This is a genomic window from Gluconobacter kanchanaburiensis NBRC 103587 (assembly GCF_007988905.1).
Lineage (GTDB): Bacteria > Pseudomonadota > Alphaproteobacteria > Acetobacterales > Acetobacteraceae > Gluconobacter > Gluconobacter kanchanaburiensis.
This window is the reverse complement of sequence record NZ_BJVA01000009.1, coordinates 61,306-82,772: the sequence shown is the minus strand read 5'-3', so window position 1 is coordinate 82,772 and position 21,467 is coordinate 61,306. Positions and strand designations below refer to the sequence as shown.

Genomic DNA, 21,467 nt, shown 5'->3' with positions numbered 1-21,467 from the left:
ACACCGAAAACACCGCCCCCGAGATGCGCGAGACCGAAATCCCCGGTTCCGAACCGGAAACCTCTGGCCCGCGAGGCGAGCGCATCGCCAAGGCGCTGGCCCGCGCCGGCGTGGCGAGCCGCCGCGATATCGAGCGTATGATCGAAGACGGGCGCATCAAGCTGGGCGGACAGATCGTCACGCATCCGGCGACCTTCGTGCAGCCGGGCGACATCATGCTGGTGGACGGCAAACCCGTGGACTCCCCCGAGCGGACGCGCCTGTGGCGGTATCACAAGCCCGACGGCCTGATGACGACCCACAAGGACCCGGAAGGCCGTAAAACTGTATTCGACACGCTGCCCGAGGGCCTGCCGCGCGTCATCAGCGTGGGGCGTCTGGATATCAATTCTGAGGGTCTGCTGCTGCTGACCAATGACGGCGAACTGGCCCGCCGCCTCGAACTTCCCGGCAATGCCTGGGTCCGACGGTATCGCGTGCGCGTGTTCGGCGTCGTGGACGAGAAGCGTCTGGCCTCTCTGATCGACGGTTTCGAATACGAAGGCGTCCGCTACGGCTCCATCGAAGCTGCCCTGGACTCGAAAAAGGGCGACAATGCCTGGCTCACAGTCAGTCTGCGCGAAGGCAAGAACCGTGAGATCCGACGCGTCATGGAAGGTCTGAACCTGCATGTCAGCCGCCTGATCCGCCTGTCCTATGGCCCGTTCCAGCTTGGCTCTCTCAAGGCGCGCGAGCTTGAAGAAGTGCCGGGTAAGACGCTGCGTGAACAGGTGCCGGACCTTCCCGCACCGAAGCGTCACCGGACGCGCTGATCCATGCGGATTGTTGGAGGAGACAACAAGGGCCGGGCCCTGACCGCGCCGTCCGGAACCAGCACGCGCCCCACATCGGACCGCACGCGACAGGCGATTTTCGACATGCTCGCCCATGCACCCTGGTACGGACAGGACGAGCTGGAAAAAGCCTCGGTGCTGGACTGCTACGCCGGAACCGGCGCGCTGGGCCTCGAAGCCCTGTCACGCGGGGCCGAAAAAGCCGCATTCATCGAACGGGATCGCAGCGCGCTGGCGGCCCTGCGGATCAATCTGGACATCTGCAAGGCCCGGGACCGCTCCCGCGTGCTGAGTTGCAGCGTCACGCATCCCCCCAAGGCGCAGGAACCCTACACGCTGGTTTTCCTCGACCCACCTTATGGCAAGGGCCTTGTCGAATCGGGTCTGCGGTCGCTGGCGCGGAACGGCTGGCTGGCACAGGGCGCGCTGATCGTGGCCGAAACGGGCGCCACGGAAGAATTTACGCCTATCATGCCACCTTCCGAACACTTTATGCCCACATTGACGCCAGAAATTCTCTGCGAGCGCCGTTTTGGCGCAGCAAAGGTGACGATCTGGAAGCATTCCTCCACTTTTCCTTAATTTTCCCTCTGTATTCAGTACCCTGTCGGCTATAGTTCAGAACGAGTTTTACAAGCCGCAATCCAGAAAACCGACGGGGTGACGAGACTTGGCCGCGTTCAGCCGATCGACCAGTACAGTGCGCAACATCGTCCGTGATGCCCATGACCGGCACATGACACCAAAACTGCGCAGTGCCTTACGCGCCCGCTGCATGGAGCTTCTCGGGCTGGCCCTGCTGATCTTCGCCGTGGCGGTCGGGATCGCCCTGTGGAGCTTCAATCCGCATGATCCGTCCTTCAACACCTCGACCGGAACGCAGCCGACGAATCTTCTGGGCCGCACGGGAGCCACCATTTCCGATGGTCTGATCCAGTGGCTGGGCCTCGGCAGCGGCATGCCGATTGTCGTCCTGCTGGCCTGGGCCTGGCGTCTGGCCCGTCATCACGGCATGAGCCTGCCCATCGTGCGGATCATCGCAGCGCTGGCCCTCCTGCCAGCCGCCGCCACCTTCATCGGCACGCTCCAGCTTCTCATTCCCGGTCTTCAGGTAAGCTGGCCCACTGCCAGCGGGCTGGGCGGCGAGATGGGCGTCTCCTGCGCGCAGCGCCTTCTGGACGCAGCCCATGCGGAAGCCGGCGCGGCAGGCAATGCCATCGCGGTCCTTCTGGTCCTGTTGCTGATGGGCCTTCTTCTGCCGCTCGCCATGGGGCTCGAAGCCCGCGAATGGCGCGCGCTCGGACAGGCATTCATGCTTCTAGGACGCCAGCCTTTTGCCATCGCCAAGCGTATGAACGGCCCGCAGCCTTCTGACCGGCCGGCCCCCGATCCGCGCCTGTACGAATTCCAACCCAGTCCCGCCGGGGGTGTTCCCGCAGCCGACGCAGCCCCCCTCTCCTTCCTGCGTCGCAGCTTCGGCAAAAGCGATCCGCGCTCGCGTCCCGCGCCGTTCGTGCCGCAGAATACCGGCTGGATGCAGCCGCCGATGGAGACGCAGGACGATCCCTACAGCCAGCCAGCCGCCGAGACGCGGCCACTCAGCCGCACAGAAGCCGCAGCAGCTCGCGCCCGCCAGATCACCGTCCCGGAAGAGGAAGACGCACCCTCCAATCCCTACGCCGAACGTCTGGCCCAGATCGCCCGCCAGCGCGACACGCCTCCCCCACCGGTCCGTCGTCAGATGGACGATGAAATGGACGAGGACCTGCCACAGAGCAGTATCGAGGACGTCCCGGAGCCTGAACCGCAAAAGCGCAGCCTGTTCGGCATGCTGCGTCCGGAGCGCCCTGCCGAGCCGGCTCCCGTACGTCCTGCGGCTCCGCGCAATGCGCTGACGACAGGCTGGGAACTACCGCCTCTGGCCCTGCTGAACCCGCCGCCGCCCCATGCTGTCACGGGGCCGTCCCAGGAGACGTTGCAGTCTAACGCGCGTTTGCTTGAAAGTGTTCTGGCCGATTACGGTGTGCAGGGCACGATCGGTGACATCCATGCAGGACCGGTCGTAACGCTCTACGAACTCGAACCCGCGCCGGGTATCCGCTCCTCCCGCGTGATCGGCCTTGCCGACGACATCGCACGCTCGCTTTCGGTTCTGAGCGTGCGGATCGCCACCGTGCCGGGGCGCAACGTCATCGGCATCGAGGTGCCCAACGCCAAGCGCGAGACGGTCTATTTCTCCGAACTGCTCCGCACGCCCGAATGGGCGAACGGAAACGGTCGCCTTCAGATCGCGCTCGGTAAGGACATCGCAGGCGTTCCGGTCTATACCGACCTGGCGAAAATGCCGCATCTGCTCGTCGCTGGTACGACGGGTTCAGGTAAGTCGGTCGGCGTGAATGCCATGATCCTGTCGTTGCTCTACCGGCTCAGTCCGGAAGAGTGCCGCCTGATCATGATCGACCCCAAGATTCTTGAACTGTCGATCTATGACGGCATCCCGCATCTCCTGACCCCGGTCGTGACGGAACCGACCAAAGCCGTCAGCGCGCTCAAATGGACCGTGCAGGAAATGGACCGCCGCTACCGTCTGATGGCGCAGCTTCAGGTCCGCAACATCAACGGCTACAACGAGCGCGTGAACCAGCTTCGCGCGACGGGCGAGATGGTCACCAAGCGCGTCCAGACCGGCTTCGATCCCGAAACGGGTCGTCCGGTGTTCGACGAGCAGCAGGTCGCGACAGAAAACCTGCCCTATATCGTGGTCGTCATCGACGAGATGGCCGATCTCATGATGGTAGCGGGCAAGGAAATCGAGACGGCCGTGCAGCGCCTGGCCCAGAAGGCCCGTGCCGCCGGCATCCACGTCATCATGGCAACGCAGCGGCCGTCTGTGGACGTCATCACAGGCACCATCAAGGCCAACTTCCCAACCCGGATTTCCTTTCAGGTCATCAGCAAGTTCGACAGCCGCACGATCCTTCAGGAACAGGGCGCCGAACAGCTTCTGGGTCAGGGTGACATGCTGTTCATGCAAGGCGGTGGCCGCATCACGCGTGTTCACGGCCCGTTCGTGGCGGATGAGGAAGTGGAAGCCGTCGTGGCGGATCTGCGTTCCAAGGGCGATCCGATCTATAATGACGATGTGGTCTCCGGACAGGACGACGACAGTGCGGGCGGCCTGACGGCGGGGTCCGGCTCGGGCGGAGACGGTGAAGGCAGCCTGTTCGACCAGGCCGTCGATATCGTCATGCGGGAAGGTCGCGCCTCCACAAGCTTCATCCAGCGTCATCTCTCAATTGGCTATAACCGCGCGGCGAAGCTGATCGACCAGATGGAGAAGGAAGGCATCATCGGCGCCGCCAACCATGTGGGCAAACGCGAAATCCTTGTCCGCCGCAAGGAAGAGTATGAAGACTGACCGCAAGGAGCGGATCCGGCGCGCGAAAGCGTCACGCAAGTCACACAGACAGCCGCGCCTGAGCGATCAGACCCGATCCACTGATACCGGTCTCCGCACGCCGTTCCATGACGGGATGGCGCTTCCCGTCCTGCTGGAAACCCCGCATTTCCTGATCCTCGACAAGCCGGCGGGTCTGGCCGTTCATCCGGGCCCTTCCACGCAGGATTCGGTTGAAACGCGACTGCTGCCCCATCCGCGCGGCGGGCCATGGCTGGCGCATCGGCTGGACGCGGACACCTCTGGCTGTCTACTGATCGCCCGGCGCAAGACTGCGCTGATCGAAGCCCAGAAAGCCTTTGAAAACCGTCAGGTCAAGAAGCTGTACTGGGCTGTGGTTGTCGGGGAGCTTCCGCAGGACAGGGGTGAGATCGATGCGCCGCTGCTCCGTCAATCTGGATCCACAGGCTGGCGCATGGTGGTCGATCCGGCCGGCGACGAAGCCCGAACGCGCTGGCGCGTTCTGGGACGTGGACATGGACTGTGCTGGCTGGAACTGGAACTGCTCACGGGGCGCACCCATCAGGCCCGGATCCACTGTGCGGCACTAGGGACACCGATCCTTGGTGACACGATTTACGGTATTTCCGCCCGGGACGGTTCGCCGGAATTACATCTTCTGGCGCGCAGTCTAGAACTTGAGCTGCCTTCCAGCACGATTGGCGCAACAGCGTCTCCACCACAATTCATGGCGGAGACGCTACGGCTGACCGGATATGACAGCGCCGCTCAGTCCTGAACGAGCGTGAGGGTGCCGACCACACTCCGGACGATGACGTGATCACGGCCATCACCCACTTTTCCGGTGGCCGTGATCGTACGAATCTCTTCTGAAGAATCGCTGTTTTTCTCCCACACCCCCGTCTGAACCGTCAGACCAAGAGACTGCTCCAGAGGCAGCGTTTTCTCGGAACGCCTCTGTTTGAGAAGGATATCGAAGGTTCCACCAAAGTCGTGGGGCAGATGGAGGGTCATGTTCCCGCTGACCGTTCCGATATCGATCGTCCGCATCCGGGAGGCCGGATCGAGTGTGAGCATTGTATCCCCGCTGATGCTGCGGATCGTGACGTCCTTTTCAAGATGCGGGAGTGTGCTTTTCCCACTCATGGTCCGGACAGACGCGGCCCCACCGGCATGATTCACCCTGACATCGCCGCTGGCGCTGCGGATTTCGGTCGCACCGGACGCGTGATCCACCGTGAGTGTGCCACTGACTGTACGAACGTCGAGAGACCCTGCGGACTGCTCGATATGGATATCGCCACTGACAGTCCGGATGGACAGAGGTCCCCCTGACGCGCCGACGCGGATATTGCCCGTGACGCTGGACAGCGTTCCGCCCTCTGGCAGGTTCGACTGCGAAATGTCGTCCAGGGTCGTGGACTGGTTCTGCGGCGCGGCCCAGACGGGAAACGCCAGCGCGGTCCCGAATGCGAGGACAGGCAGGGAAATCTTGAACCAATACATGGAACAAATCCTTGTCAGGTTCAGAAACGAGACGCTGCCGGGAAAGAAGACGCAACTGGACGGTTGAGCAGGGCCGCGTGGACACCGCGTGCAATCGCCCAGGCCGTCAGGATGCCCCAGGCAAGGGTCAACCCCCACGGCACCACCATGAACACCAGACCAAGACCGCCTGTGATGGCCCCCAGCCCCGCGACCATGAGATGGATCGTCCCGATGAGCGTCAGGGCCAGAGCGCCGTACCAGAACATCCGGATCTGCCAGTCCAGTTGCGCACGGTACAGGCCCGTTGCGGAGCGGCGGCTGGTATGGGCGATCAGAACTCCGATCAGTGCGGTCACGCCCGTGAAGAAACCGGCCACATAAAGGGCATAGATCACCAGGACCATATCCCGGCCGCTCCGGGCATCGTGCCTGCGACCGTATGGATCAGCAGGTTCGTAGGGAGCATAGGATGCGTACATGAGGGGAAAACTCCTCTGAAAAACTCGACATCATCCCTGATGCATAAATCATGCCAAAACTGATTTTATGCGCATAATGACGGCACCAACCTCACAGAGAAACTGCGAAATGGCGAATTACACCAGTTTCGTACCTTTTATTCCGCCAACCCCCTGAAACGGTCAGGAAGTGGCCCGCGGCCCGCCAGGAACCCCCGCAACCCGACAAGAAGCGCCACCAGAAGAACGATATTCCACAGCAGGAAAACACCAATAGGGAGCAGGAAAAAAAGCTGGCCAGGACCTGAACTTCCCGGAGGTTCGGTCAGGAAGCAGGCTAAAAACAGCGCTGCCGAACCAATGATGAAAGCGACGTCATACCAGAACAGGCGCACAAGCCAGTTCAGGTGAATCCGCTCCACGCCAACACTGGACCGGCGTAGTAGGTAAGCCAGAATCACGCCCCCCAGAAGACTGATCGCCGTAAAGAAGCGGGCGATATAAAGCGCATAAACAAGCAGAACGCCTCCTCTGCCGATATCACGACCGAGATCACGGCCCATGCCGCCGGAAGGTGAGGAAAATTCGCTCAAAAGCATCTCCTGAAAGCCGATTTGTATGAAAACGCCCAGCTGAAGAACCAGACGCGTAGTCACGCAATGGTGATGCACGCAACGATAACTGATAACGGAACCTGGTTCGGTTCAGCGCCCCAGATGACGGAGTTTCACCCCGTTCATCAGGCGCTTTTCAATAACCGCCAGAGACATGCCGCGGGTCTCAGGCACAAACAGGATGGTCAACAACAAGAACAGCGCGTTCAGACCCGCAAAAAGCCAGAACGTTTTTGCTGTCCCGAAGGTCTGCATGAGGGTCAGGAAGCTTACACCGACCAAAAGATTGGTCATCCAATTGGTAAAAGTCGAGAGAGCGATACCGAAATCGCGGCCGCCCAGCGGCTGGATTTCAGAACACAGAACCCATGTCAGCGGCCCCGCCGACATGGCGAACCCTGCGCAGAAAATCATCAGCATAAAAACGGCCGCGATCTGCGATGACTGCGTTGTCATACCCGTTTGGAGCAGCATTGCCAGAACGCCCATGCCAAGCGCCATGACCGTGAAACCCGCATACAGGATCGGCTTGCGTCCCCAGCGATCGACGAGCCCCACAGCCACGAAAGTCGCCAGCATGTTCACCAGACCGATAATGGCCGTACACCACATCTGCGACTGCGCGTCGAAATGCGCCGCCGCGAGAATATTGGGTGCGTAATACATGACGATATTGATGCCCGCGAGCTGCTGCATCATCTGGAGCATCACACCGAGCGCCACGGAACGACGGAAATTGGAGTTGGTGCGGAAGAGTTTGAACCCTTCCTGTTTCGTCTCAAGCTGCTCGCGGATGGCACGGATTTCCTTCGCAGTTTCCAGCGGATCGTCCCGCAGGTCGAGCAGGATCTGCCGCGCTTCCTTGTGACGTCCCTGCGCTATCAGCCAGCGAGGACTATAAGGCAGGAACAGCACGCCGATCAGGAACAGAATGGCCGGAATACCCGCCACACCAAACATCCAGCGCCAGTTGCCGCTATAGGAGAAATAGGTATCTGAAAGAAATGCAATGAAAATCCCGACCGTCATCATGAGCTGATAGGTCGAGACCATCGCCCCGCGCGCATCTTCGCTGGCAATTTCAGACAGGTAGAGCGGGGCTGTGAAGGCGGAAATACCGACAGCGATCCCCATGATTACCCGGAAGGAAATCATGGAGGCGACCGACCAGCTCATCGCACAGCCGATCGTTCCGATCACGAAAATAGCGCCGCCCAGAATCAAGGAATGCTTGCGCCCCAGTGCCTTGGACATCCAACCCGCACTCAACGCACCGGCTGCTGCACCGGCCATCATGGAGCTGACAACCCATTCCAGCGCGATGGTGGAAGCGTGATATTCCTTGCCAAACAGGTCGAGCGCGCCCGCCACCACACCAATATCAAGCCCGGACATGAGACCCGCCAGCGCTGCGATCACGCCAATGGCGATGATTTTGAAACGCGTTGCGTCAAAAATGGAAGAGCTGCTGTCTTCCTGCGGTGAAATGGTCCCTGTGATTCCGGCCTGATCTGTCATAGGGCAATGCGTTCCTTTCATGCAGCCATGAAATGACATCAATCTTTCATGTGGATGTCATATCTGTAACCTATAACACAAAACCGTTTACAGCGGCAGGGCGCAGCGGAGTTCACCAACAGTGAACCCGTTCCAGTTCCGCATGGTCTGCACGGCGGTTGCATCAAGAATGTCGCGGTCCGAGGCGTTCCGGCACAAGGTTTCGCCACCGAAGCGACGCAGCAGTGCGGACATGGCAACTTCTGCGGCACGATTGGCGCCATCATCAGTCTTGATGGCCAGTCCAAGGCCCAGCTCTGGTAAAGACGCGATCATCACGCCTTCCGCGCCCATCTTTACAAAGGCCCGTGTGCCGAACCGGTCCATGATTTTCGTGTCATAGCGCCCCGTCCCGGCGACCATGAACGGATTAGCCGCCACGGCCTCACGAAGACGTGTGGCTGCACGGAAACGCCCTTCGGACAGTCCGGTTCCCGCGCCAAATCTTGCAAAACCCTTCGCAAGGGCCTTCAGCGGAACGGCATAGGTTGGCATGGAACACCCATCCATGCCTCGGTTGGCGTCGTCATGCGGCGTGTCCATCATGGCGGCCAGCACATCCGTCACGCGGCGCTGGATCTCGTGGGACGGGTCGATATAGCCCGTCGGATCGACGCCCTGATCACAGGAGAGGCACACCATACCCGCGTGTTTGCCCGAACAGTTGTTATGCAACGGGCAGGCGTCCTGATGAGCAGCACCAAGCGCGCGGCCAGCGGGTTCATAGGTCGGCCAGTGCGTCCCACATTCCAGCGCGCCGACATCCCGCCCGACCGCCGCCAGCATCGTGGCCGCCATTTCGGCATGGGCTTTCTCACCATTATGGGACGCACAGGCGAGCGCCAGAGCGTCGCTAGTCAGGCCGAGACGGTCCGCAGCGCCACTTTCCACCAACTCAATCGCCAGCAGGGATTTGACGGTCGAGCGCGGAAAGACCGCAGCCTCCACATCCCCACAGGACCAGACCACGCCGCCATCGGCATCCACAACGACCGCCCGGCCCAGATGACGGGATTCAACGCGTCCGCCGCGCGTGACCTCGGCCAGAAGGCCCGACTGTGCTGCCATAATGAATTCTTCTCCCTGCCTCTGGTCTGTCATGACGGTACCGGTCCGAGCACATAGCACGGACGGCCATCCTGGCGATCCTCCGTCAGCCAGGGCTGGATCAGGCGACGGCGCACCCGCACCACGGCCATCTCGTCCATCGCGGAAACATGCGCCAGATCCTCCACCAGATGCGCGGCACTCCGGAAGATGAGCTCCTCCGCCAAGGGTAGGCCGTCTGCGACCAGGGTCCGCGCCGTATCCACCGTGGCGAGATGGTAGAGAAAGGCCCCACCGGAAGGGGGTCGAAAGCTAGGAGGGCTCAGAACGCACATCTCAACATCCGACACCGAAAGATGGGTCGGCGGCGGCGCCCAGTCCAGCAGATCAGGCTGTTCCGGCGATGGAGGGACCAAACGCGAAGCACCCATGTTCGAACGAACACGATGCAGGTCTCGACCCTGTTCCGGGCGCAGTTCAGGCAGATCCCGGAACAGAAAGGCCGACGACGGAGAGCGACGGCGGCCCATGCGGTCAGCCAGCGGCGGTTTTCGGACGACGCACAGAAGTGACACCGTTTTTCTGGCAGTCCGCACAGAGACCTTCGATTTCAACGGTGGCGGCCTCGGCGCGAAAACCCATGCTCTGTGCCGCGCGGGTCAGGGCCGGAGCAATCGCCTCCTGTTCCAGTTCCCATGCCCGATCACAGCCACGACAGATCAGGAACTGGGCCCGATGCATTCCGGTGTCGTCATGATGGTTGCATCCATGCGAACATTCAGCGGCATGGGAGCAGCCCACGAAAGCACTCAGCCGTTCCAGACGGTGGATCAGGCTGTGCTCCAGCAGGAAATCCAGTGCCCTGTAAACCGTTGGAGGTGCAGCCTTGGGATGGGCGGGGCGCAGTCTGCCCAAAAGATCATAGGCGCCTGACGGCTTTTCGCTGGAAAGAATGAGACCCAGAACCTGCCGCCGGGTTTCTGTCAGGCGCTGCCCGTTGCGCTGGCACCATTCGGCCGTCCTGTCGAGGCGTCGGGTCACCTCTGGGGAAAACGAGAGAGTGGTGGCAGAGGCAGAAGAATCCAGCATAGGCATCAATATGGCATCCCCATCACGCTTTGCCGAGAGACACCGGCGTGGAAGACGTCAGGTCGCGAACTGCCGGACCAGATCGCGGATCGCATCCGGCTCGTTCTGGAGCATGACTTGTCGGCACAACTGGTCGCAATCCTCAAGGGTCAACGTCCGGATCAGGCGTTTGACGCGCGGAAGAGACGCTGAATTCATGGAAAAGGACCGCAACCCCAAACCAATCAGCAGCGCCACGACCCTTGGATCCGACGCCATTTCCCCACAGACGGAAATTGGCCGACGCGCCTTGAGTGCTGCATCGGTGGTCATTTCAATCAGCCTCAGGACCCCAGGATGAAGCGGGCTGTAGCGGTCCGCCACCATGGAATCCGCCCGATCCACAGCGAGCGTATACATGGTCAGGTCATTGGTGCCGAGCGCCATGAAATCGGCCTGTTTGGACAGCGTATCCACCGTGAGTGCGGCGGCGGGAGTTTCAACCATGATCCCGAGTGGTGGCAGCGGATCGGGGAGAGTATGGCCCCTGCGTCTGAGACGCCGCACGACGCGGTCGTAAATCTCGCGCGCCTCCACGATCTCGTCCACGGACGTAACCATGGGAAGCAGAATGCGGACTGGACCTATGGCGACATCCTTTTCGGGTTCTGCGGCCCTCAGGATGGCGGAAAACTGCGTTTCCAGAACCTCCGGCACCCGGAGCAGCAAGCGCACGCCACGCAGCCCAAGCGCAGGATTATCCCCATCCGCGACCTGTTCTTCCAGACCCAACCTGCGCATACAGGCCCGGCCTTTTTCGCCGCCCCAGTCCAGCACGCGGATCGTGACAGGACGGCCATCCATGGCTTGAACAATGGAGCGGTAGGCTTCCATCTGTCCGTCTTCGTCCGGCAGTTCGTCGCGTTCGCCAAACAGAAATTCGCTGCGCAGTAGACCAATGCCCTTGGCCCCGTTGCGCAGCAGCATCGGCAATTCTGCGGGAAGCTCCAGATTGGCCGAAAGCTCGATATCCTCGCCGCTCTGAAGCTGGGCCGGAAGCCGTCTGAGACGTCCGAATGCCCGCTTTTCCTTGACTTCGCGCTGGGCGGCCTCAGCTGCCATACGGAGTTCGACTTCACTGGGCGAAAGGGTCAGCGTGCCCAGATGACCGTCCACGACCAGCATCTCGCCTTCCTGAACCTGCGCCATCAGATTCGGCACTGCGAGAATGGCCGGAATGTCGAGAGCACGCAGCAGGATAGCGGTATGGTCCGCACCACCCCCACCCTGCGTAACGACCGCTGCGATCCGCGCCGGGTCGATCATCGCGACATCGGCGGGCCGAAGTTGCTCCGCGACCAGAACCGAACCTGGCGGCAGGCTTGAAAACGCGCGATAGGAAATTCCGGTCAGGTTGCGGACAAGACGTCGGCCGATTTCTTCGAATTCGCCCGCCAGACGCAGATTGGCATCGGCTTCCTGCGTGTTGTTTTCCTGCGCTACAGCCTGCGCCATGCGGACGACCTGCGATGCCAGTTCCTGCGCCACCTCTGACACGGCGGCTTCCGCGCACAGGCCCTGCTCCGCAATCCGGTCGCGCACCTGACGCACCAACCGCGACGGACCCAGCATACGCTCATAGACCATGAGAAGGGACGCGATTTCCTCACGTCCTTCCTCCGGAAGGCCGACCAGACGGCCCCGCATCTTTTCGATCTGGTGAAAAGCCCGGGCGATGGCCTCATCCAGACGGATGTTTTCCGCCTCGGGACCAATGGCGCTGTATCGCTCGGTAATGTCCGGAAGCGGCAGTTCCTCCACACGTCCGGCCGGACCGAGAGCCATGCCCGGCGTGATGGCCTTGCCATGAAGAAAAGCGCTGGATCTAGGCATACGGCGCGACGGGCGGAGAGAACGGCTGCGCAAGAACCGGCCAGCAGAGTCAGTCACGCTCGCCGAATCCGTCCGCGATCAGGGCTTCAAGCGCGTCCAGCGCCTCGGCGGCCTGCGAACCATGGGCCCGGAGCGTAACGATCTGACCTTCTCCTGCGCCCAGCATCATCAGCCCCATGATCGATAGCGCGGATACGACATTGGAACCGTGGGCAATAGTGGTTTCCGCGTCGAACCGTTCAGCCGTGGTGACGATTTTCGCAGCGGGGCGAGCGTGAAGCCCCAGATGATTGACGATGGTAACGGTGCGGGGCGTAACGGCAGGCGGAGGAACAGGCAGAGTCGTGTCGCTCATTCAGAACACTCGATTCAATGATCCAGCTCAGTGAACCGGTAGCGTACAGGCGCGCGGCCCTCCATGAAGGCATGGCGCAGGAAGCTGCGACGCCACTGCGATATACTTCCGTCCTGCCATTGTGGCCTTTTCAACGCAGCCCGCAAGATCCAGATCCCCCCGCGTTTTCGCAAGCTTGACCAGCATAGGCACATTCACCCCCGAGACGACCTCCACATGGCCCGCCTCCCGCAGCGACAGAGCAAGGTTGGACGGCGAACTCCCGAAGATATCCGTCAGGACAAGCACGCCCTCTCCGGTATCGAGACGATGAAGCAGCCGTTCAGCGGCGGGCCGGAGCATGGCGGGATCGTCATCATCCGCTACCCCGACCACCCCGACTTGCGCCTGGGGGCCCACGACATGAACCAGTGTCTCCAGCAACACGTCTCCGAGACGTCCATGCGTGACCAGCATCAGTCCGATCATACCATTGTGTCCTGTGAGGAAGGGTCCTGAGGGGGCACGGCCCAGCGCCAGGAAGCCAGACCCTTGCGGGCCAGTTCGCGGTGCAGGACCATCATTGGTCCGGTCGGCATTGTTTTCGGAAGAATGCGAGCCAGTTCTTCCACGATCGTCACCGAGCGGTGGCGGCCACCGCTGCATCCGATGGCAATGGTCGCATATTTCTTGCCTTCCGCGACGAAACGAGGAAGCACAAGCTCCAGAAGGTTCTGGATATGGCCAAAGAACGCAGGGTAAGCCGGGTCCGACTTCACGTATTGCACGACTGCCTCATCCAACCCGGTCATGGGCTGAAGAGCCGAATCATAATGGGGATTGCGCAAGAAGCGTGCATCAAAAACCATGTCCGCTTCGCGCGGCAGACCCGACGGATAGGCAAAGGACATCAGCGCAACTGTCAGCCCCTCCCCACCCGTGCTGCCAAACCGGGTCTCGATAAGCTGGCGCAGTTCGGGCGAGGGCAGGTCGGAGGTATCGATGACCAGATCCGCATTGGCTCGCAGCGGAGCCAGAAGAGCGGTTTCCTGCTCGATTCCGGGAAGAATGGTGCCGCTCGTCACCAGCGGATGACGGCGGCGCGTGGCGGTGAAGCGGCGCAGAAGGATTTCGGGTTCGGCTGTGGCGTAAAGCAGCTGGACCGAGCAGTCGGGCAGAAGGCGTAAACGTTTGAGCTCTTCGAGAACGCGGGAGGCTTCGAAGCCTCGACTGCGCACGTCGATCCCAATGGCCAGATTCTGTTCCGCCCGCGAAGTAAGTGCCTGGATGAGGTTCAGTGGCGGGTTGTCCACGACCTCATGACCCAGATCTTCCAGAACGCGCAGTATAGATGATTTTCCCGCTCCGGACAGACCCGTCACGATCAGGATCCGGCGGGAACCATGACCGTATTCGGATAAGGAACCAGACTCGGATGGGTTCGCCGATACCATGTGCCACACTGTAGCCGTTTTTCTTTTTATGCGGAACTATTTCGCACTTTCACGTTTCCGCAACATCACCCCCCGCTCCGGCCACCCACCCATAAACCCCGCAACAGGCTTTCAGCGCTGCCCTGATCCGCGCCACCGCCCCCGGAAAACCGGGCTCCAGACGCAGCATGACCGCTCCTGTCAGGGGATCGGAATCAGGAGGGGGGAGACGGGGCTGCTCCTCCCCCAGACAGACCCGCAGGCGCACGGGTGCATTTATGACAAAAGGTGTCCGAAGAATTCCCACCCCACGGACTTCGATCAGCCCCGCAAGGCGCTCCGGAGCGGACGCGACGACTCCGTCGAGCAGCACGCGATCATCCGCCACAAGATCAAATCCGACATCCATGAGCATCAGCGCCAGTTCGGATTTTCCCGATCCCGAGGGACCGGAAATGAGAACACCCGCCCCTTCCCACGCCACGCAAGATGCGTGGATCGAAGGGCCGGAAGGAAAAGGCGACGGAGACATGGCGGATTGCGACCCCCAGAATGGCGGACTAAGACCTTGATCCGAACAGCGGTTCCATACAAGCGAACCAGACAGGAAAACCCGAAATAAGGGAAACTCGGCTCAGAGGCATGACGGCCCTCTGACCTAGATCAGGAGCACGAACCGCCATGGGCACATCCTCCTCGCACCATACCGTCACTCGCCACGGGGACGAGGTCACCTGCGCCGATTTCAGTGGTTTCAGCGCTACCGATGAACGTCCCGACCGGCTGGCCGATGAGTGTCAGGCGGCCCTTTCAGCCATTTCCGTGGCCCTCGCCGACCATGGCCTGACGCTGGACCATACAAGACATGTCGCCGCCATGATTCGAGAAGGCCAGACTTTCGCCCAGTGTCAGGCTGCACTGAACGATGCTCTTGCCGCCGCAAAACCAGCGCTGACCCTACGGATCGTACAGCGTTTTCCGCTCCCCGAACAACGGATCGCCCTGAGCCTGACGGCCACACCACACAATTAATTGTCAGAACGAACCATTTTTTGGTCTGAAATATCATTTTCAGAAGAAAATGATTCTAAAGCGATTTTTTGTCGAGTTTTTTTCTACCAGAAAACAGAGTTGGCACGATTCTTGCATTGAAGATTTCCAGACGCCTCGACGTCTGGTTTTTTCTCAGGAGTCCCTGTCATGATCCGTTTCTCCGCTGCGCTTATCTGCCTTCTGTCCGCCGGCGCTCTCATGCCGTTTCAGACCGCCTGTGCCGCCGCACCCGACAACGGCACCATCAGTATCAAGGTCGATCTTTCATCAACGGATCTTGGCTCGGCGCAGGGCTGGAGCACCGCTACAAAAAAGATCCACGACGCCTCCCACACGGTCTGTCACCAGCTTCAGAGCGACGGCTGGCTCAGCGTCAACGAAGTGAGCGACTGTGAGCACGATGCTTTCTCAAACTCACAGAACCGTCTCTACGACCTGCGAAACCAGCAGACTGCGCACCACAAACACGGAACCGTGCTTCTCGCCCGTTCTGGCAGGGAGTGAGAGACATGGGCAGCCCCAGCCCCATCCTCCTCCTGCAACCCCGGAGACCGGATCCTGCTCCACGCCCTTTCTATCGGCGTCAGGCCTTTTTTCGAGCGGCCCTCATGCTTCCTTTCACGCTGGCACTGCCTTTTGTAGCGACGCTCACGTCCGACATCATGGATAGCGTCGGCTCGGGGCCTACCATCGAAGTCCGGACAGACGGCCACCCTTCCATCAAGACACCCTCAGGGCGCGCGCGGAAGACGCACGACGAAGCAGGCGCCCCGGATAGCACCGCCAGCGTCCAGCCGGTTCTCGGCGAACAGGCTTCCGCGCAGAGCATGAATGATCTGTCGGCTGATGGCGAGGCCGAGCCCGGAATGCTGACCGAAATTCTCGGTCTGGGGACGCTCTGAATAGAAACGGTCGAAAATGCTCTCCAGTTTTCCAGGCGGAATACCGGGACCCTGATCGGTGATGGTGATTTCCACCACGCTGCCCGTTCCGGGCCCGCTGCCTGCGATGTCGCGCGCACTGGCATGTAACGCGATAATGCCCTTTGGCGGAGAGAACGACACAGCATTGCCGATCAGGTTGCGCAGAACCTGAACCAGACGATCCTCCACTGCCAGCGCCTTGAGCGACGGCTCCTGGTCGCGGACATCCAGCCGAAGCACCGGATCGTTGTCCCGGCGTGTCGTCTGGTGCATTTCCGCCAGAATGGCCAAAAGTGCCACGACCGATACCGGTTCAGGCCGCACGCGGGACAGCTCTGCGTCGATACGGCTGGCATCGGAAATATCGGTAATCAGGCGGTCGAGGCGTTTGACGTCGCTGTTGATGATACCCAGCAGACGTTCGCGCCGCTCGGCGATCTGGATGCGCGGCAACGTCTCGATGGCAGAGCGGATCGACGACAGCGGATTCTTGATCTCGTGACTGACATCGGCAGCAAAGCGCTCGATATCGTCCATCCGTGCCCACAACGCCAGCGCGCTCCCCCGGAGCGAACGCGCCAGCACCCCGATTTCGTCGCGACGGGCCAGAAGACGCTCCGGCACGAGATCCTTGCGACCATCCGCCTCGCGCATGTCATTGGACGCGCGCGCCAGAGTCAGCAGCGGCCGCGCAATCGTCAGCGACAGATACCAGGAAAGCAGCACCGTTACGACCAGCGCCGCCAGCACCAGAGACAGGATCGAGGAACGGACTGCAAAAAGTGTGCGGTCTACTTCCGGCGCGTGACGGGTGAGCTGGATTTCGCCGACCGTCACACCATCGCGCACGACCGGCTCCACCACCGTCACGACAAGCTGGTGGTCCTTGGTACGGCGAATGAATGGCGGCAGCTCGGCCTGGGACTGAAGCGGCTGGGCATCATGCGGGCCGTCCATGGCCGTATCATTGGTGTCGAGCGTCACCTCCTCGCTTGAGGTCAGCGGCAACAGGGAGAGCAGCCAATCATAGAAACTCTCAAGGATATTGTTGCGCGGCGGCTGCCATCCTCCCCCGTCAACCGGATCGGAAGACCCATGATCCTGCTTTTGACGCGACGCCGTGCGACTGTCGACGACGAGCTTGCCGTCAGGATCAAACAGCAGGGCATGGGCATTAGGGCTCGGCTCGGTCAGGCTGGCCAAAAGCGGCCGGGCCTGAGCGACGTCCAGTTCCAGATTACCCCCTGGTGCCGGATGACCAGAGGCATGGGGCGCAACCCGGACGGCAGACTGCCCGAGCGCGCCAGCATAGATATGCGCCTGTTCGCGCAGGGCGTTGACATCCGTTTCCAGTAGACCGTTCTGGAACTGGTCCAGAAACAGCAGAGTAACCGCGAGAAGAGCCAGCGGCAGGGCGTTGAGGAGAAGAATCCGCACCAGAAGCGGCGAGGCCAGACGCCGACGCATCATGGACATATCCGGCGTGCGGCGTAGCCGCAAACGTCTGCGGAGTCCTGACCACAGACTCCTCAGTGTGTTGCCAAGCCCGGCTCGGTTCGAGTCGTGCCGCGCCGCTTCCGCGCGCCGACGGTCCCGCCCCTGCTCCAGCCGGTCCGCGTCGAGCATATGTCTTGCAGGGAATGAACCGGAATCGTCGTCCACGCGCGCTTACTCGTCCCGGTAGCGATAGCCGATGCCGTACAGCGTCTCGATCTGATTGAACTCGTCATCCACCTGACGGAATTTCTTGCGGACGCGCTTGATATGGCTGTCGATCGTGCGGTCATCGACATAGATATTGTCGCCATAGGCGGCATCAATGAGCTGATCGCGCGATTTCACCATGCCCGGACGCAAGGCCAGAGCCTTGACCAGCAAGAATTCCGTGACCGTAAGCGCAATATCCTGCCCGTCCCACAGACACTGATGGCGCGTCTCGTCCAGCGAGAGCTTGCCCCGCACGATGGCGGAACCAACCGCTGCCGCGCCCGTGGCCTCGGCCCGGCTGGCATCCTGACGGCGCAGCAGGGCACGGATCCGTTCGATCAGCAGGCGCTGGGAGAACGGCTTGGTGATGTAGTCATCAGCCCCCAGACGCAGGCCCATGAGCTGGTCCAGCTCCTCGTCCTTCGACGTCAGAAAAATGACCGGCAGGTTCGAGCGCGAGCGCAGGCGCTGGAGCAGCTCCATGCCGTCCATGCGCGGCATCTTCACGTCCAGAACAGCGAGGCTGACAGGGCGCGATGTGATGCCCTGCAACGCGCTTTCGCCATCGGTGTAGGTGTGAACGGTAAATCCTTCCGCCTCTAGCGTCATCTGGACGGAAGCGAGAATGTTCCGATCGTCGTCCACCAGCGCAATGATGGGTGCGGCGGAAGCTGCGGACGGCGGCTGCGAGGCTGGCGCCGGCGGCACATAGGGGGTTCGTGGCGTCTCCATGGGGGGTCCGTCTGCTGAAAACTGTTGCTGCTTTTTACATATATCCCATGACGCACCATGGCGGAAAATGGGCTTTTCGATGACATGATGCAGCACTATGCGTCCGTGCAACACTTGTCTTTGAGACAATCAGCGTTATTTCCTGAGGGAGAACGGGGCCGCATGATGGCCCGTCCCATAGCAGAAGGTCGTGACATGACAGACCACAACGCCTCGCCGGAAACGGCCCATGACGTGCCTGAACAGGGCGTCGAAACGCCGGTCCACGAGACACCGGGCATGAATGAAACCGGCGGTGAAACGCTGGAAGGAACAACTCCCGAAGCCCGGATCGAAGCCCTCGAGGCCGAAGTCGCAGAACTGAAGGACCGCTGGGTTCGTTCCGAAGCCGAAAGCCAGAACATCCGCACGCGCGCCAAGCGCGACATCGAGGATGCGCGCCAGTACGCCATCCAGAAATTCGCCCGTGACGTAGTGGAAGCCGCCGAAAACCTCCAGCGCGGTCTGGCATCCCTGCCCGCCAAAACGGAGGGCGAAGACGTCCTCATCACCAAACTGCGTGAGGGAATCGAAGGAACGGAACGCTCCTTCATCAACATTCTCGAACGCCACGGCATCACCTGCGAAGACCCGACCGGCAAGCCGTTCGACGCCAACCTGCACCAGGCCATGGCGGAACAGCCTTCCGACCAGCACCCGTCGGGCCACGTCATGCAGTCCTGGACGCCGGCATGGCTGCTCAAGGGCCGCCTGCTGAAGCCAGCCATGGTCGTTGTGGCCAAGGGCGGCGCAGCAGCCCCGCAGCAGGGCGTCGACAAGACGGTCTGATCCCTTCCCTGCGAAGGACCGGAACCCACGTCGGGGATTTCTTTGCGGAACGCCTGCCGGAATGGTTGGCGTTCCGCAACACCCTGCTAAAGTCGACCCATGAGTCGCATTCTTGTCATCAAACTCGGCGCCTTGGGCGATATCGTTCAGGCTTTTGGAGCTTTCGCTTCCATCCGGGCTGCGTTCCCCCATGCCACGATCACCCTGCTGACCACCGCGCCTTTCGTAGATCTGGCTCGAACCGCCCCCTGGTTTGATGAGATCGAGACGGATGCACGGCCCTCACTGGCCAATCTACCTGGAGTCTGGCGACTTTCCAGAAAACTGCGCGGCTACGACCGGATTTTCGATCTCCAGACGTCAGGACGGTCGAAAACCTATTTCCGCCTTGCGGGCTGTCCGGAAAACTGGTCCGGCATTTCCGATGGCTGCTGCCATCCGCACGGCAATCCATCCCGCAACGATATGCACACCCTGGCACGGCTCGACGACCAGCTTCATGCGGCCGGCGTCACCCCGCTGCCCCGCGACGTGCCGCACTGGCTTGCAGGACGTGGCCCTGAAATTGCGTCCCCCTATGCCGTCATCGTGCCGGGAGCAGCCTTTCATCGTCCGCAGAAACGCTGGCCCGCACCCCGCTTTGCCGAAGTCGCTTCCGCTCTTGTGGGCCTGGGTCTGACGCCAGTCATCGTGGGAACACAGGCCGAAACTCCACTGGCCCGCGAGATTGTTGCAACCTGCCCTGCCGCTCGCGACCTGACTGGCCAGACCACACTGGTCGAGCTTGCAGGTGTGCTGGACCGCGCACGGATCGTCATTGGCAACGACACCGGGCCGATGCATCTGGCAGCCGCGATGGACACGCCCTGTCTTACGCTCTTCGGCCCGGACAGCGACCCGCGCCTGACAGCGCCCCTCGCCCTAACGGCTGGCCGGACAGACGTGATCGTCGTCCCCGATCTGGCCATGCTGCCCACCTCGCGGGTCCTGACCTGCATGGAAGAGATGCTCTCACGATGACGACCGTACGCTGCATTATGATGCAGAAGAACGAGGCAACCCTGCTGGAGCCGTGGATCCTGTGGCATGCCGCGATTTTCGGCTTTACGAACCTGACGGTCATCGACAATGGCTCAACCGACCCGGCCGTTCTGGAACTCCAGGACCAGTATGAACGCAAGGGCGTGCAGATCGTACGCGATCACGCATCCCATAGCGATTTCCTTAACAAGGGAAACGTCATTGCCGGGATCATTCGGCAATGGGACGCAGAGAATGCCTGCGACTTCGCGGTTCCTCTGGACTGCGACGAATTCCTGACGGTTTTTCTGGACCAGCTTTCGCTCGATCCGGAGATTATCCGACGTCAGTTCGATTACCTGATCCACGAAAATGCCACCTTCGTGACAGACCGGCTTTTGCTGAACGTCCCGCAAGCACGGGATTACTTTCGACCCCAGATCGTCCGACGCGGACTATTCAAGGCTCATACCATCGTCAGTCTGGATCGCGGGTTTCACGACCCGCAAAGCCTCTATCCCGAACGCTATGTCCGGACCCCATTCGTGCATCTCCATCTGCATAACCGCCCGGACTACGAAGACATCCTGCATTTCGCACGTCAGAAACTGGCAGTTCCTGAAGACAATGAGGCAGCCGTTAATCCCGAAGCTGGCGCGCATCTTCACTTTTATTTCGACACGACCGCCGAAGATTTCGTCGCAAAATACCGGCACGTTCCGAACATTTATGCGCCCATGATCGCCCGCCGCTTCAAGGAACTGGGCCTTGATCCAACCCTTCTGCTCGGCACCGGTGAAAACGCGCCGCATCCCCCCATCAACGTTCCCGCAGGTTTTCTGGCCCACCGCATGTCAGGTAATGACATGCATGAATACCGCCTCTTCAATCCGATCTACTACGCCCTGAACAATCCGGACGTGGCGCAGGATCCGCATTACGGAATCTGGCCGCTCGTTCATTACGTTACGCTCGGATGGGATGAAGATCGGCAGCCTGATCCCCAGAACGCGCCGCCATTGGTAATCCAGACAGACAAAGCGACCTGAAAACAGTTCGAC

Annotated in this window: 23 protein-coding genes; 9 read left to right on the top strand and 14 right to left on the bottom strand. The window is 61.1% G+C overall.

Going from position 1 to position 21,467, the window contains the following annotated elements; all coding sequences use genetic code 11:
- Positions 1–23 precede the first annotated feature (23 nt).
- The 4 genes from GKA01_RS08810 (at position 24) to GKA01_RS08795 (ending at position 5,029) form a co-directional block, all read left to right on the top strand.
- Positions 24–812: a pseudouridine synthase gene (locus tag GKA01_RS08810; protein ID WP_146861754.1), complete on the top strand. Its 789-nt coding sequence runs from the start codon at positions 24–26 to the stop codon at positions 810–812.
- Positions 813–815: 3 nt separating this feature from the next.
- Positions 816–1,415 (top strand): 16S rRNA (guanine(966)-N(2))-methyltransferase RsmD, encoded by a 600-nt coding sequence (rsmD, locus tag GKA01_RS08805; RefSeq protein ID WP_146861624.1) that lies wholly within the window; start codon positions 816–818, stop codon positions 1,413–1,415.
- Between the two features lie 118 nt (positions 1,416–1,533).
- Entirely contained in the window at positions 1,534–4,251 is a 2,718-nt protein-coding gene (locus GKA01_RS08800) for a DNA translocase FtsK (RefSeq protein ID WP_146861621.1), read from the top strand.
- Entirely contained in the window at positions 4,241–5,029 is a 789-nt protein-coding gene (locus GKA01_RS08795; protein WP_146861618.1) for an RluA family pseudouridine synthase, read from the top strand. The genes GKA01_RS08800 and GKA01_RS08795 overlap by 11 nt, the downstream gene beginning before the upstream one ends.
- On the opposite strand, the gene GKA01_RS08790 is transcribed toward GKA01_RS08795, so the two are convergent.
- The 12 genes from GKA01_RS08790 to GKA01_RS08735 form a co-directional block, all read right to left on the bottom strand.
- The gene (locus tag GKA01_RS08790; protein ID WP_146861615.1) at positions 5,020–5,757 is read right to left on the bottom strand and encodes a DUF4097 family beta strand repeat-containing protein; all 738 of its coding nucleotides are present in this window, start codon (positions 5,755–5,757) and stop codon (positions 5,020–5,022) included. The two genes, GKA01_RS08795 and GKA01_RS08790, sit on opposite strands and share 10 nt — an antisense overlap.
- 20 nt (positions 5,758–5,777) lie before the next feature.
- The gene (locus GKA01_RS08785) at positions 5,778–6,218 is read right to left on the bottom strand and encodes a hypothetical protein (protein ID WP_228119930.1); all 441 of its coding nucleotides are present in this window, start codon (positions 6,216–6,218) and stop codon (positions 5,778–5,780) included.
- 137 nt (positions 6,219–6,355) lie between these two features.
- Positions 6,356–6,796 carry a hypothetical protein gene (locus GKA01_RS08780; protein WP_244289189.1) on the bottom strand — a complete coding sequence of 147 codons (441 nt, stop codon included), beginning with the start codon at positions 6,794–6,796 and terminating at the stop codon, positions 6,356–6,358.
- A 105-nt stretch (positions 6,797–6,901) separates the two neighbouring features.
- Positions 6,902–8,329, bottom strand: coding sequence for a sugar porter family MFS transporter (locus GKA01_RS08775; RefSeq protein ID WP_228119932.1), 1,428 nt, complete (start codon positions 8,327–8,329; stop codon positions 6,902–6,904).
- Between the two features lie 87 nt (positions 8,330–8,416).
- Complete coding sequence (locus GKA01_RS08770) at positions 8,417–9,436, bottom strand: asparaginase (protein ID WP_146861745.1); 1,020 nt, start codon at positions 9,434–9,436, stop codon at positions 8,417–8,419.
- Positions 9,437–9,465: 29 nt separating this feature from the next.
- Positions 9,466–9,945, bottom strand: coding sequence for a hypothetical protein (locus GKA01_RS08765; RefSeq protein WP_146861609.1), 480 nt, complete (start codon positions 9,943–9,945; stop codon positions 9,466–9,468).
- A gap of 4 nt (positions 9,946–9,949) precedes the next feature.
- Positions 9,950–10,504, bottom strand: a complete 555-nt coding sequence (locus GKA01_RS08760; RefSeq protein WP_146861742.1) for a Fur family transcriptional regulator — start codon at positions 10,502–10,504, stop codon at positions 9,950–9,952.
- A gap of 57 nt (positions 10,505–10,561) precedes the next feature.
- A complete protein-coding gene (gene ptsP, locus GKA01_RS08755; protein WP_228119950.1) occupies positions 10,562–12,376 on the bottom strand; it encodes a phosphoenolpyruvate--protein phosphotransferase in 1,815 nt (604 codons plus the stop codon).
- Positions 12,377–12,425: 49 nt separating this feature from the next.
- The gene (locus GKA01_RS08750) at positions 12,426–12,731 is read right to left on the bottom strand and encodes an HPr family phosphocarrier protein (protein ID WP_146861603.1); all 306 of its coding nucleotides are present in this window, start codon (positions 12,729–12,731) and stop codon (positions 12,426–12,428) included.
- 27 nt (positions 12,732–12,758) lie between these two features.
- Entirely contained in the window at positions 12,759–13,199 is a 441-nt protein-coding gene (locus GKA01_RS08745; RefSeq protein WP_146861600.1) for a PTS sugar transporter subunit IIA, read from the bottom strand.
- Positions 13,196–14,164, bottom strand: a complete 969-nt coding sequence (rapZ, locus tag GKA01_RS08740) for an RNase adapter RapZ (protein ID WP_146861597.1) — start codon at positions 14,162–14,164, stop codon at positions 13,196–13,198. The genes GKA01_RS08745 and rapZ overlap by 4 nt, the downstream gene beginning before the upstream one ends.
- A 49-nt stretch (positions 14,165–14,213) precedes the next feature.
- Positions 14,214–14,675 carry an HPr kinase/phosphorylase gene (locus GKA01_RS08735; RefSeq protein ID WP_146861594.1) on the bottom strand — a complete coding sequence of 154 codons (462 nt, stop codon included), beginning with the start codon at positions 14,673–14,675 and terminating at the stop codon, positions 14,214–14,216.
- 149 nt (positions 14,676–14,824) lie between these two features.
- Here GKA01_RS08735 and GKA01_RS08730 point away from each other — a divergent pair, with 149 nt between their 5' ends.
- Positions 14,825–15,175 (top strand): endoribonuclease L-PSP, encoded by a 351-nt coding sequence (locus tag GKA01_RS08730; RefSeq protein WP_146861591.1) that lies wholly within the window; start codon positions 14,825–14,827, stop codon positions 15,173–15,175.
- Positions 15,176–15,343: 168 nt separating this feature from the next.
- Positions 15,344–15,700 carry a UrcA family protein gene (locus GKA01_RS08725; RefSeq protein WP_146861588.1) on the top strand — a complete coding sequence of 119 codons (357 nt, stop codon included), beginning with the start codon at positions 15,344–15,346 and terminating at the stop codon, positions 15,698–15,700.
- A 227-nt stretch (positions 15,701–15,927) separates the two neighbouring features.
- Here the strand turns inward: GKA01_RS08725 and GKA01_RS08720 are convergent, their stop codons facing one another.
- Together GKA01_RS08720 and GKA01_RS08715 are read right to left on the bottom strand one after the other, a co-directional pair.
- Entirely contained in the window at positions 15,928–17,745 is a 1,818-nt protein-coding gene (locus GKA01_RS08720) for a stimulus-sensing domain-containing protein (protein ID WP_146861738.1), read from the bottom strand.
- Positions 17,746–17,787: 42 nt separating this feature from the next.
- Positions 17,788–18,558: a response regulator transcription factor gene (locus GKA01_RS08715; RefSeq protein WP_146861586.1), complete on the bottom strand. Its 771-nt coding sequence runs from the start codon at positions 18,556–18,558 to the stop codon at positions 17,788–17,790.
- A gap of 195 nt (positions 18,559–18,753) precedes the next feature.
- Here GKA01_RS08715 and GKA01_RS08710 point away from each other — a divergent pair, with 195 nt between their 5' ends.
- From GKA01_RS08710 to GKA01_RS08700, 3 genes are all read left to right on the top strand, one after another.
- The gene (locus tag GKA01_RS08710; RefSeq protein ID WP_146861735.1) at positions 18,754–19,386 is read left to right on the top strand and encodes a nucleotide exchange factor GrpE; all 633 of its coding nucleotides are present in this window, start codon (positions 18,754–18,756) and stop codon (positions 19,384–19,386) included.
- Between the two features lie 99 nt (positions 19,387–19,485).
- Positions 19,486–20,406: a glycosyltransferase family 9 protein gene (locus tag GKA01_RS08705; RefSeq protein ID WP_146861583.1), complete on the top strand. Its 921-nt coding sequence runs from the start codon at positions 19,486–19,488 to the stop codon at positions 20,404–20,406.
- The gene (locus GKA01_RS08700; protein WP_146861580.1) at positions 20,403–21,455 is read left to right on the top strand and encodes a glycosyltransferase family 2 protein; all 1,053 of its coding nucleotides are present in this window, start codon (positions 20,403–20,405) and stop codon (positions 21,453–21,455) included. Before GKA01_RS08705 ends, GKA01_RS08700 begins: the two co-directional genes overlap by 4 nt.
- Positions 21,456–21,467 lie beyond the last annotated feature (12 nt).